Annotated in this window: 12 protein-coding genes and 2 pseudogenes; 5 read left to right on the top strand and 9 right to left on the bottom strand. The window is 69.4% G+C overall.

Annotated features, from left to right (window positions below; all coding sequences use genetic code 11):
- Window positions 1–175 precede the first annotated feature (175 nt).
- Together C4T42_RS23090 and C4T42_RS23085 are read left to right on the top strand one after the other, a co-directional pair.
- Window positions 176–472, top strand: a complete 297-nt coding sequence (locus C4T42_RS23090) for a hypothetical protein (protein ID WP_103985922.1) — start codon at window positions 176–178, stop codon at window positions 470–472.
- Between the two features lie 115 nt (window positions 473–587).
- Window positions 588–1448, top strand: a complete 861-nt coding sequence (locus C4T42_RS23085) for a universal stress protein (protein ID WP_020095475.1) — start codon at window positions 588–590, stop codon at window positions 1446–1448.
- Window positions 1449–1690: 242 nt separating this feature from the next.
- On the opposite strand, the gene C4T42_RS23080 is transcribed toward C4T42_RS23085, so the two are convergent.
- The 3 genes from C4T42_RS23080 to C4T42_RS23070 form a co-directional block, all read right to left on the bottom strand.
- Window positions 1691–2359, bottom strand: a complete 669-nt coding sequence (locus tag C4T42_RS23080) for a helix-turn-helix domain-containing protein (RefSeq protein ID WP_244603262.1) — start codon at window positions 2357–2359, stop codon at window positions 1691–1693.
- 145 nt (window positions 2360–2504) lie between these two features.
- Complete coding sequence (locus tag C4T42_RS23075; protein ID WP_103985920.1) at window positions 2505–2729, bottom strand: hypothetical protein; 225 nt, start codon at window positions 2727–2729, stop codon at window positions 2505–2507.
- A gap of 90 nt (window positions 2730–2819) precedes the next feature.
- Window positions 2820–3188 (bottom strand): SPW repeat protein, encoded by a 369-nt coding sequence (locus C4T42_RS23070; RefSeq protein ID WP_103985919.1) that lies wholly within the window; start codon window positions 3186–3188, stop codon window positions 2820–2822.
- 296 nt (window positions 3189–3484) lie between these two features.
- Between C4T42_RS23070 and C4T42_RS23065 the strand changes: the two genes are divergently transcribed.
- Window positions 3485–3793: a hypothetical protein gene (locus tag C4T42_RS23065; protein WP_103985918.1), complete on the top strand. Its 309-nt coding sequence runs from the start codon at window positions 3485–3487 to the stop codon at window positions 3791–3793.
- A gap of 78 nt (window positions 3794–3871) precedes the next feature.
- Window positions 3872–4144, top strand: coding sequence for a hypothetical protein (locus C4T42_RS23060; RefSeq protein ID WP_020095480.1), 273 nt, complete (start codon window positions 3872–3874; stop codon window positions 4142–4144).
- Between the two features lie 173 nt (window positions 4145–4317).
- Here C4T42_RS23060 and C4T42_RS23055 read toward each other — a convergent pair whose 3' ends face one another.
- From C4T42_RS23055 to C4T42_RS23045, 3 genes are all read right to left on the bottom strand, one after another.
- Entirely contained in the window at window positions 4318–4710 is a 393-nt protein-coding gene (locus C4T42_RS23055; protein WP_103985925.1) for a response regulator, read from the bottom strand.
- 90 nt (window positions 4711–4800) lie between these two features.
- The gene (fixJ, locus tag C4T42_RS23050; protein ID WP_103985917.1) at window positions 4801–5409 is read right to left on the bottom strand and encodes a response regulator FixJ; all 609 of its coding nucleotides are present in this window, start codon (window positions 5407–5409) and stop codon (window positions 4801–4803) included.
- A complete protein-coding gene (locus C4T42_RS23045; RefSeq protein ID WP_103985916.1) occupies window positions 5399–6949 on the bottom strand; it encodes a PAS domain S-box protein in 1551 nt (516 codons plus the stop codon). The genes fixJ and C4T42_RS23045 overlap by 11 nt, the downstream gene beginning before the upstream one ends.
- A 256-nt stretch (window positions 6950–7205) precedes the next feature.
- On the opposite strand from C4T42_RS23045, the gene C4T42_RS23040 reads away from it, so the two are divergent.
- Complete coding sequence (locus C4T42_RS23040) at window positions 7206–8066, top strand: universal stress protein (RefSeq protein ID WP_103985915.1); 861 nt, start codon at window positions 7206–7208, stop codon at window positions 8064–8066.
- Between the two features lie 449 nt (window positions 8067–8515).
- Here the strand turns inward: C4T42_RS23040 and C4T42_RS23030 are convergent.
- The 3 genes and pseudogenes from C4T42_RS23030 to C4T42_RS23020 form a co-directional block, all read right to left on the bottom strand.
- Window positions 8516–8842 (bottom strand): annotated as a pseudogene (locus C4T42_RS23030) (c-type cytochrome).
- Window positions 8842–9654, bottom strand: a pseudogene (locus C4T42_RS23025) (universal stress protein). Before C4T42_RS23025 ends, C4T42_RS23030 begins: the two co-directional pseudogenes overlap by 1 nt.
- A 107-nt stretch (window positions 9655–9761) precedes the next feature.
- On the bottom strand, window positions 9762–11657 hold the full coding sequence (locus C4T42_RS23020) for a heavy metal translocating P-type ATPase (protein ID WP_244603261.1): 1896 nt from the start codon (window positions 11655–11657) through the stop codon (window positions 9762–9764).
- Window positions 11658–11906: the final 249 nt, after the last annotated feature.

Here is an 11906-nt window from a genome sequence, read left to right as displayed (position 1 = left end):
GAGGCGGAGGCACGCTATTATGCCCAGGCCGAGGTCCAAGCCTTGGCCGCCTGAGCCAAACCAAACGGCCTCCGGAAAACCCGGGGCGATTCAGTCGTCCCGTTTGAGGTCCGCTTGTTCCTCGCGCGGGCAACGTGAGCATCCCTGGAAGCTTTCACCCTGGAGCAGGATAGCGATGGACTCGATTGGGGCGGATTGGGATGCGCGGGTCGAGCGGCTGACCGCGCGTCTTCCCGTGCGCCTGCGCGATGCGGTCACGTGGCTGAGAAAGCCCTCGCGGCGCCCAGTGCGGCTTGCGGCGGCGCTCGCCCTGATCGGGGGCGGCCTGCTGTCGTTCCTGCCCATCCTTGGTCTCTGGATGCTGCCCCTGGGCCTCGCCCTCCTGAGCGAGGACATCCCGGCGCTGAAACCGCGGCTTGAGACGCTCGCCAGGGTGGTCGAGCGCGCCGTTTCCCGCTTCCGGAAGCCATGACTGGGCCGGATGCAGGGGACCGGGCGCGGTCGTCGGACGTCCCGGCGTTGCGCTGGATCAAGGCAGGCCGGCCGCTACGGTGGAGACTTGGGCGACAAGGCAGCCCGGACCCCCCATGGCCCTCCCGTCCTCCTCCCCCCTCGCCGCATTCCGCGACATCCTGGTCGCCGTCACCGAGGAGGGCCGCGGCGACGAGCCCGAGACGGCGCTCGGCTATGGCCTCACGTTTGCCGCCATGGCGGGCGCCCACCTGACCGTGCAGTCCGCCGCCCGCCGCCTGACCATGGTTGGCGGGGCGGGATTGGGGTTCGTCAACGACCTGGTCGCAGGCGAGAACCGGCGCCTGCGCATCCTCGCCCACGCCGTCGCCGAACGCGTCGCCGGGAACGCCGCCGGTGCGGGGGTGACCTGTACGACCGAGGAGCCCGCACTCGCGTACCCTGACTTGGTCGCACGGCTCACCGCCCGCGCCCGGCTCGCCGACCTGACTATCCTGGACGCGGAGACGCGTGAGGTGGATCTCGACCGCGACCTTATCGACGGGGTCCTGTTCGGGAGCGGTCGCCCGCTCATCGTGGTGCCGGCGCGCCGCCCGACGTTCGGCGCGAGGCGGGTCGTCGTCGCCTGGGACGGGAGCGCCCAGGCCGCGCGGGCGGCGAACGACGCCATGCCGTTCCTGCGCGCGGCCGAGGCGGTCGAGATCGTGTCCGTGGTCGGCGAGAAGGACTTGTCGGCCTCGGCCGCCGGCGCCGAATTCGCGCCGCACCTTGCGCGTCATGGCGTGAACGTTTCGGTGAACGTTCTGCCTGTCGTCGACGACGTGGCGGAGACGCTCAGAACCCAGCTCGGCCTGTTCCGCGCGGACATGCTGGTCATGGGCGCTTACCGGCACTCGCGCCTGAAGCAATGGTTCCTCGGCGGCGTGACCCAGTCACTTTTGGCGCGAAGCTCGATACCGTTATTCCTCGCTCATTGACCAGTGGCGCGGCAGGCGCGCCACCGGCGCACATCCCTCGGCAGCCCGCGAAGACACCGTCGAGGAACCTCCTCACTCCGGCTTTTTACCCGCCTCGTGCATCGGCCGTCGGGGTGCCTTGCCCCACCCTGCCCGGATTGCCTGCGGCATCTGCGGGCCGAGTCAGCCCAAACGGGGAATCCGGCATCGGGAAGGCTCTGGCGGGACCTTGCTTCAATACCTTCTCCGTGGCGGTAATCCCTTCAGTCCTCGACCACGCGGCGGAGCCGGCTACGGCGCAGCGTGACCTGCCGGCCGCCGTCGCGCCGGAGGGCTCCGTCCTCCTCCAACTGCGAGAGGGTGCGCGACACGGTCTCGATGGTAAGCCCGAGGTAATCAGCGATGTCCCGCCGGGTCATCGGCAGGGCGAAGGTTCCGGCGGAGCCAAGGCGTTCGTCGATCTCCATCAGGAAGGAGGCGACCCGCTCCTGGGCTGAGCGCCGCCCGAGCAGGAGCGTTAGGTCATGGGCGTGCCGAAGGTCGTTCGTGGCCATGCCCCAGAGCTGGCAGGCGACTTCCGCGCTGCGGGTGGCGGCACGCTCGACCTGACGTCGCCTGAAGATCAGCACTTTGGTGTCGCTGAGCGCCTCGGCGGTGTGGCGGTGGGTCTCGCCTTGCCCGAAGCCGAACAGGTCCCCGGGCAGGCGGAAGCCGGTGATCTGGCGCCGGCCGTCGCTCAGGACCTTGTGTGTGCGCACCGCGCCGGCGACGACCTTGTAGACGAACTCGGCCTCCTCCCCCTCGCCGTAGATCTCCTCCTCGCGGGCGTAGGCGAACGGAGTGCCGATGAGCTCGGAGCAACTGGCGAACAGGAAGCTTCCGGGCTGGTCCTGAATGAGAGCCGGATTGATGGCCGCAGCATGCGGGGGCATGGATTGCATGAAGTCGGTCGTCATCGCCTGCTCCTCACCCGTATCGGATGAGGGCAGATTGGCCTCGCATTGCCGACGGCGAAATTCCGGCCGCTCTCTTAAGCGGGCTTGCTTAAGGGGAACTACGTATCCTGACGGCCCGCGCTCAGATGCCGGCGGTCGCCACGAGCGCCCAAGCCGGGATCGGCTCGGACAACCCGAGCAGGCCGCTGCGCCCAGCGAAGAGCCACCCTACCACGGTGACGAGCCCGTATGCCAGCACGCCGAGGACGAGCGTGACGGCGTTGGCATGACCGCGCAGGGCGTGGATGCCCGCACAGCCGGCCGTGAAGGATGCGGCGGCGGCGAGCGCGACGGGGTCGAAGAGCATGGCGGCCTCCGGGGAGCGATGCCGTGGCGGGACCGGCCACGGCCGCACCGGGCGAGGTGCCGGCGCGCCCGCTCCGGTAACGAACGCGACTCAGACCGACCGCGCTTGGGGCGACACGAAGAGCCGCCAGAGCTCGAACGCGGCCAGGGCGGCGACGGCGAGCCCGAACACGACGTGCACCCACATCGGGGGGCCGGCCTCCGCGAAGCCGAGCACCCACGGGGCGATGGACACCCACAGGCCGAGCGCGAGGTTGAGGTACTCCTCCCAGTCGTAGGTCTTGCTGAGCGCCACTACGGCGATCACGGTGATGGCGCCGCCGCTGATGAAGGCGTTGCGTGCCGCGGCGGTCTCATAGTCCAGCCCCAGGTACCAAGGTGCGAGGACAAGCGCGACGCCGAGCAGGATGTTGAGGGCGTTCGGGACCATGTCCTCGGTCCGGTTCTCGATAATTCGCATTGGCTTCTCCTCTCGAAGCGGGGCCGGGAGAGTGGGGGCGTCGGGCCCCGGGGCGGCAGGTCGCCTGCCGCCTTCAATGGTCAGAGGCTCCCGTATCCCGAGCGCCGAGCATTGATTTGGATCAAGCTCTTGCGAGTTTATTCACGCCACAAGATGCCGAACCAACTAGGCAATTTTCCCGATAGGTTTGACTGTCGGATCATTTTAGCTTGACGTTTGACCCATTTGATCTGGATCAAGGCCGAAAATACTGTGATATCATCTGTGGTCCGCTCACCAGCGGAGGGACAATCCCGATGGATTCCGAGAACGGAACTCAATTTCCGACAGCATCGCCGGCCGAGGAACTCAAGACGAGCATCGGCATCTGGCGGGCCTTCGCAGTCGACCTGCCGCTGCGCGTCGCCGCGGAGACGATGCGTTTCACGAGCCGCCGTCTCCAGGCTCGGGCGGACCACCTCGCAGCGCTGGCCGCCTGCGCCTCGCTCAAGGACGCGTTAGATCTTCAGACCGCGTTCGTGGCCAAGAGCATGGCCGAGTACCAGGCCGAGGCCGCCACGCTGTCGCACGAGGTCACCGAGGCGGCGACGCTCAAGGCAGCCTGAAGAGGTCCTGTCGGGGCCGCGCGTGGCCCCGACACGACTTCCGGATACATGCCGATCCGGAACGGCAGGATGGGTCCTATGCAGGCCAGTCGACCGACCTCGACCCTCTACCGGGTGTTCCAGCGCCGATGCCAGCCCGGACTGTGTTGCGCCGTGCGCGAGGCCACGCTGGTTCCACGCTTCCTCCGTCCAGGCACGTGGGATTTCGGCGCGGACGTCCGCGAGGGCGAGAGCCTGCCGTTCGGCTTCCAGCCCGCCCCGGCACGTGATGCCACGGCGGCGTTCGGTTACTACTTCTTCCACCATCCCTGCGAGACCCTGGAACCGAGGTATTCCCGCCGCTGGGCTTGAGCTCACTTGCGGGAGGCTTGCGCCAGATCAAGATCACCCGGCATCCCCTCCGCCAACCTGGAAGCCAGCCGGAACGGGGAAGGCGCACGCGGTCCCCGCGACGTGGGCCCTGGGCCGTTCCGCGCAAGCCGCCCCGCCCGCGAAGTCCCGCGGCGGGCTGATGTCAGGGATCCTCAAGGCTGCGGGGTGACGCCCTCGGTGACCCTGTTGGCGGCGAGCATGCCCAGCAGTGCGTCGAACGCGAGCGGCTTCTCGACCACGGGTACGCCGGCCGCGCGGGCCCGCGTCCGGATGCCCGGGTCGGGATGTCCGGTGATCAGCACGACGGGCACGCGGGCATCGAGGTCACGCAACCGGGTGAACACCTCAAGCCCGTCCATCCTCGCCATGACCTGGTCGATCAGAACGAGGTCGGGGTGTGGACCTGGGAAGGCCGCCAGCAGTTCGGAGCCGCTGACGAAGGTCTCGACCTCGTGGCCCTCGCTTTCCAGGAGGAAGCGGGTCGAGTGCAGGACGGCCGGGTCGTCGTCCACGACGTAGATAAGGTTCGAGGGGTCTAACGGCATGGTGGTCGCTGGCGGCGTGGCGTGCGGGGACAAGGCCGGCAGCCTAGCGAAAGATCCGTGTCGCGTGCCTTGACCTGCCTCAAGCCCGTCTCACGCTAGGCCAGCCAGCACCGACCAGCGCACCAGCTCCTGCAGGTTTTCCGCCTGCGTCTTGGCCATCAGCTTGGCCCGGTAGATCTCAACGGTCCGGGGACTGATGTCGAGCGCGCGGCCGATCTCCTTGCTCGTGCCGCCGGCGACCAGTTGGTCCAGCACCTGCCGCTCGCGTGCGCTCAAGGTGCCGACCCGCCGGATGAACTCCTGCAGGCTCGGGTCGGCCGCGGCCACGGGACCGCCGCGTTCCAGGGCGGAGCGCAGTGCCTGGAGGAGGGACTCGTCGCCGAACGGCTTCTCGATGAAGTCGCAGGCGCCGAGCTTCATTGCTTCGACCGCGAGCGGCACGTCCCCGTGCCCCGTCATCATCACCACCGGCAAGGTGTGGCCCGCCGCCCGAAGACGCCGCAGTAGTTCTAGCCCGTCGATGCCCGGCATGCGGATGTCGGTCAGGACGCATCCCGCGGCCGGCCTCGTCAGCCTGTCGAGCAGGTCCGTCCCGGCCTCGTAAAGCCGCACCTCAAACCCCTCGGTCCCGAGCAGGAAGCCGACGGAGTCCCGCATGGCCGGGTCGTCATCCACGACGTGCACGAGGTCAGTTGCCATTGGGCGGGTTCCCCTCGTCGGCGGCCTGGAGCGTCAGCCGGAAGGTGGCACCTCCGGCTGCGTTGCGCTCGACCGTCAGGTGGCCGCCATGCGCCTCGATGATGGTGCGGCAGATCGAGAGGCCGACGCCCATCCCGCTGGCCTTGGTGGTCACGAACGGCTGGAAGAGGCGGTCGGCGACCTCATCCGCGATGCCAGGGCCGGTGTCCGACACCGTGATCTCGACCATCTTCGCGGATAACGCATGGGCGTCGACGGTCATCTCGCGCCGTTCGCTCTGCTGCATGGCCTCGCGCGCGTTCCGCATGAGGTTGACCAGGACTTGCTGGATCTGGACCCGGTCGGCCAGTACAGCGTTCAGGCCGGGCCCCACTCGGATCTTGGCGACCACGCCCTGCTCCCGGGCGCCGACCAGGGCGAGGGCGCTCGCCTCCTCGATCAGCCGCGAGACCGGCTCCAGCCGTCGCTCCGTCTCCCCGCGGGTCACGAACTCCCGGAGACGGCGAATGATCTGGCCGGCCCGCAGGGCCTGCTCGGCGGTCTTGTCGAGAATTTCCAGCGACTTGGCGATGGCTTCCGGGCCAGCCCGCGCGAGCAGCCGACGGCAACCCTTGGTGTAGTTCGCGATGGCACCGAGCGGCTGGTTCAGCTCGTGCGCCAGGGTCGACGCCATCTCGCCCATCGCGCTCAGGCGGGAAACGTGGACAAGCTCGGACTGGAGTTCCTGGAGCCGCTGCTGCGTCTTCTGGTGCTCGGTGAGGTCGTTGATGAAGCCGGTGAAGTAGACTTGCTCGCCCGAGCGCATCTCGCCGATGGCGAGCTCCATCGGGAACGTCGTGCCGTCAGCCCGCCGGCCGGTCACGACCCGGTTGGTGCCGATGATGCGCCGCTCCCGCGTCCGCCTGTAGTGGTCGAGGTAGCCGTCGTGCTCGCCCCGCATTGGCTCCGGCATCAGGATGCGGACGTTTTGTCCGACAGCTTCGCCGGCCGCGTAGCCGAACAGCCGCTCGGCCGCAGCGCTGAACGAATGGATGAGGCCGGCCTCGTCGATGACGACCATCGCTTCGGGCACGGTGTCGAGGATCGAGCGCAGGTGCGCCTCGCGCGCCCGGATGTCCTCCTCGGCCCGCTTCTGCCCGTCGATGCTCAGGACGACCCCGCGATGCCGTGCCGGCCGACCGTCCGCGTCCAGGCTCACCCGCCCGCGCGAGCGCAGCCAGCAGACGTGCCCGTCGGGCCGCACGACGCGGTAGTCGACCTCGTAGCTGCCGCCATCCCGCAAAGCCCGTTGGATGGCGTCCGACCGAGCCTGCCGGTCGTCCGGGTGCACCAAGGCCTGGGAGGCGGCGAAGGTGGTCAGCCGCTCGGGCGGCACTCCGAACAGGTGGGCGCAGGTAGGTGAGACGGTGGCCCGTCCGGTCGGGATGTCCAGCGACCAGACACATATGCCGACCTCGTCGAGGGTCTGCCGAAGTTCATCGTTCGCCTGCGCGACGTCACGACGAAGATCGACGCTGGGCATGTCGACGGGGTCCGTCATCAACCGCACCCGTGAAAATCATGCGCGCGGCGGTCGCGGAACTCGCCTGTGCCCGCCTTCTTGTCGGCTGCGTCGCGCGTCAGGTCATTACTGCGATTCCGGTCTCGGGAACAGCCGTCGGCCCGTATCCGCAATTCGCGCCGAGTAGTTCCTTGGTCCGAGCCGATGCCGCATTGCCCATGCCGCTTGAGGTGGATCAAGGCCGCACATCAACGATGGGAGGAACCATGGGGTCGGCTCAATTCGGAGACGCCCCATGTCCAGCCACTCCCCATCCCCGCTCGCGGCCATCCGCGACGTTCTCGTCGGTACCGCCGTCGAGGGAGAGCGTGAGGAAGCCTCGTCGGCCATCGGCTATGGCCTGACGCTGGCCAAGGCCGCCGGCGCGCACCTCACCGTCCAATCGGCCTCGTGGCGCCTCTCGGGCGACGACGCGTGGCTCGGCGACTTCGACCACGAGGGCGTCTCGGTCATCGACCGCCGGCTCGCCACGTTGGCCCGCTCCATCGCGGAGCGCTCGGCCGGGGATGCCGCGCAGGCCGGCGTGGTCTGCACGACGGAGGCGCCGAGCCTGCCCTACCCGAAGATCGTGAGCCGGCTCGCCGGACGAGCCCGCCTGCACGACCTGACGGTCCTGGACATCGGCCCGCGGACCTACGACCTCGACCGCGAGATGATCGAGAAGGCGCTGTTCCAAAGCGGTCGCCCGGTCATCGCGGTCCCGCCAGGACGCGATGCCTTTACCGCGCGCCGGATCATGGTCGCCTGGGACGGCAGCGCCCAGGCCGCCCGGGCGGCCAACGACGCGTTGCCGTTCCTGCGCGCGGCCGAGGCGGTCGAGATCGTCTTCGTCGGCGACGAGGCGGAGATCCACGAAGCCGTGCCAGGCGCCGAATTCGCGCCCCATTTCGCCCGGCACGGGGTGAACGTCAGCGTCAACGACCTGCCGAGGGGCGAGAGCGTCGCCGACACCCTGCGCGCCCAGGCCGGCCTGTTCCGGGCCGACATGATCGTGATGGGCGCCTACCGGCATTCCCCCACGCGTGAATACTTCTTCGGTGGGGTGACCCGCTCCTTCCTGAGGGGCAGCCCGGCACCGCTGTTCCTCGCCCATTGAGTTCTGGAGGCCGACCGTGATCAAGCGTGGATCTTCAGGGAGCGGCACGACCAGTCGGGTCGCCCGGAAACGCGGTACCCCGCACGCGCGCAGCCAATCCGCATCGGCAAAGCTCGATGTCGGGGAGGTGCCGCCTCAGGTGCGGGCACCGAACAGGCCGGAGTGGCCCGGCCAGATGAACGAGGAGGAGCGCGCCGCCCTGAAGGCCGGCTGGAGCTTCGTCGAGTGAAGCGGCCGCGCACGGCCTGCGGCGACCCGGGCCTGCCGGGCCGTCAAATTCGTGCGCGCGGCCAGCGACGTCTCGATTGTATTCCGGACCTCAGCGTCGGAGGACGTCCGCCGGCTGACGTAGAGAAGCGACCCTTCCCCGGTGCTCGTCCCCTTCGGGGTTCGGTGTCCCGGCGAACCCTCGTCCTTGGTGTCCGGCTGTCGGCGCCTTGACGTCCGTCTCACCGCCTCAGCGTCCGCATATAGGCCGTTAGGTCGGCCGCATCGCTCGGATCGAGCCGGAAGTCCGGCATGGCCGGATGCCGGCGTTCGACGCCTTCGTCCAGGACGTCGACAAGGTCGCCTATGGGAAAGCGTTCGGCGAGCGTGCGGAACCGCGGCGCCTCGCGCATCGGGCTTGCCCCTGTCGTGCGCACCGCGTGACAGCGCGCTTAGACAATGCCCGCAAGGGCCCGGCCGCGCGCTGCCGAGGCCTCCCCCGCGGCGACGGGTCCGGTGAGCAGGTGGAGCGCGACGGTCGCGCCGAGGAGGACGCCCCTGCCGGACATCAGTGGCACATCAGGCAGCAGAGGGGCGAGCGGTCCAGGAGGTCGCGCGTGATGCCGCCGAACATCCACTCCCGGAGCCTGGAATGGCCGTAGGCGCCCAGGATGATCAGGTCCGCGTCCTGCAGCAGCGCGAAGCGCAAGAGCTCCGATCCGGTGTCGTCCACCGTGTGCAGGGGGTGAGCGGTGACGTGGGCACCATGGCGTGCGAGGTGGTGGGCCACGTCCTCCGCACCCTCGTGACGTGCGTCCGCGCCGACGGTCGCGACCCAAACCTGGTCCGCATCGCGCATGAAGGGCAGCGCGGCCGACACGGCTCGTCGCGCCTCCGGAACGTCCTTCCACGCGACGACGATGCGGGCCGCACTCAGGTGTACAGTCCGTGGCGGTATGACCAGCACCGGCCTGCCGGCCTCCATCAGGACGGGCCCGGGCGGCACGCCGAGCGGCCCCGGATCCTCGTCGCCCGGTCAGCGACGGCTCACGACGACGAGGTCCGCGGCGCGCGCCTGCTCGACGAGATGGGCGACGGGGTCGGCGAACCGCCAGCGCCAGTCGGTGCAGATGCCATCTCCGGCGAAGCGCTCGAACGACGCGCGTGCCTGCTCCAGGATTGCTTGCACCTGCGCCTTGTTGCGGCCCTCCTGATCGATGGCATCGTAGACGTCCCGCACCAGGATCGGGGCCGGCACCTCGTGGGCGGCCGCCCCCGTCAGGGTCGCGTCGAAGCGTCGGGCAAGGCCGGCGGCGAGCCGTATCCGGTCCGGGGCGGCCTCGCCAAGGTCGGCGGGAACGAGGATGTTCGCGTAGCCCAATGCAGCCTCCCAGATGCGTCGATGCCGACGGGGAGAGCCTGGCCTTGCCGAGGGCGGCCCACCTTGATCCATCGCAAGCCCGAAGGGCGCGCCCGTCGTCCCTGGCCTCACGCGCGGCGCGGAACGCCGCGCGCCTCCGGCTCGCGTCCGCCCTCTGGGCCGCCGAGCACGCGCATGGCGTTGAGGATCACGGCGACGTCGATGGCTTCCTGCAACAAGGCCCCTTGGAGGGGCGAGAGGTAGCCGAGCGCCGCCGCGACCATGCCGGCCAGCGAAAGCCCGAGGCCGACCCATACGCTCTGGAGTGCGATGGCGCGGGCACGCCTGGCGATGCGGATGGCGCGGGGTAGCGGCGCAAGACTGTCCACCAGCAGGACGACGTCCGCTGCCTCGGCCGCCGCCGCCGCGCCTCGGGCGCCGAGCGCCACGCCGAGGTCGGCGGCCGCAAGGGCGGGCGCGTCGTTGACCCCGTCGCCTACCATCATCACGGGGCCGTTCCGCCGCTCAGCCACCACGGCGTCGGTCTTCGCCGCCGGGTCTAGGTCGGCGGCGACGGCATCGATGGGCAGACCGGCGACGAGCGCATCCGCGACGGCGCGTCGATCCCCAGTTGCGAGGACCACGCGCTCGATGCCGCACGCGCGCAGTTCCAGGAGGGCGTTGCCGCCGTCCGCCCGCAGTGGGTCGGCAAACTCCAATGCGGCGGCCGTGGCGCCGTCGACGGCGACCAGCACCGTTGACGCGACCGCCGCGCCGGTCCCTGCCATGGCCGGTGGCGGGAAGCGGATCCCGTGCATCCGCATGATATTCGGCCCCCCGACGACGACGGGCCGCCCATCCACCAGTCCTGTCACGCCTTCCCCTGGCATCTCCTCGACGTCCTCGGGTTGCGAGAGCGTCAGGCCTCGCCTCGCCGCCTCCTCGATCAAGGCTCGACCGAGCGGGTGGCCGGAGGCTTGTTCGAGGGATGCCGCGAGCCCCAGGACCTCGCCTTCGTCGAGGATGCCGAGAATCCGTGCAGAGGTCAGCCGAGCAGCGCCGTGGGTCAGGGTGCCCGTCTTGTCGACCACAAGGACGCGGACCTTGGCCAGCGTCTCCAAAGCCCCGCCGCCCTTGATGAGCACGCCGATGCCGGCCGCACGGGAGAGACCCGAGACGAGTGCCACAGGTACCGCCAGGATCAGCGGGCACGGCGTTGCGACGACCAGCACGGCCAGCGCCCGAAGGGGGTCGTCGGTGGCGAGCCAGGCGCTTCCGGCCAGCAGTAGCGTGAGGACAAGGAAGGCGAGCCCGTAACGGTCGGCCAGGCGCGCCATCGGCGCCTTTTGGGATCGCGCTGCCTCCACGAGCCGAACGATCCCGGCATACGTGCTCTCGGCCGCGGGCCGCTCCGTGATCAGGGTGAACGGCGTGCCCACGTTCACAGTCCCGCTCAGCACGGACTCGTTCGCGAGGGCGGTGAAGGGCAGCGCCTCGCCGGTCAGGCTCGACCGGTCGAGCACGGCGCGGCCCGCGGCGACGCGACCGTCCACCGGCAGGACGTCTCCCACGCGCACCAGGATGCGGTCTCCTGGGACTAGCGCCGCGATGGGCGCCTCCTTCAATGCGCCCTCGTCCTCGCGCAGGGCGGTGCGCGGCTGGCGCGCAATCAGCGCCGTCATCGCCCTGCCGGCGCGGCCGGATGCGTACGCTTCCAGTGACTGGCCGCCCGCGTACATCAGGGCGATGACGGCGCCGGCCAGCGGCTGCGACAGGACAAGCGCGCCGCCCATCGAGAGCAGAGCGACGAGGTCCAGGCCGACGTCTCCCTTCTTCAAGCTCGTCCCGACTTGGGCCAGTAGAACTCCGATGACGGTTAGGGTCGCAATCGTCCACGCCCACGTGGCGACCTCAGGATGACCTAGCCCTCGTCCCAAAAGTCCTGCGCACAAGCAGGCCAGTGGCAAAAGAGCCAGCCGTCCCCGAAGCCACGGCATCCAACCCGCAACCTGTGAGCATCCCATTTCGCGTGAGGGTGCGACCGCTGTCATCATCGTTTGGGTCACTCTTGATCTAGCGCACCTCCTGACTGCATCTGGGCTGTTTGAAGGACCATGCGCTGGATCAACGCCTCCGTGAGGTCATGATCAAAGCCGCACCAGGGTCCGCTTATCTACGTCCCAAGCTCGGAAGCAGACGAGCTGCAAACGGCCAGATTTGTCACGCTGGATCGACGTCGCGCGCAGAACCGGACATTCGACTTGGCGCCCATT

Source organism: Methylobacterium sp. 190mf (assembly GCF_900107945.1).
GTDB lineage: Bacteria > Pseudomonadota > Alphaproteobacteria > Rhizobiales > Beijerinckiaceae > Methylobacterium.
Note: the sequence above shows the minus strand (reverse complement) of the source record. Positions and strands in the feature narration are given on the sequence as shown.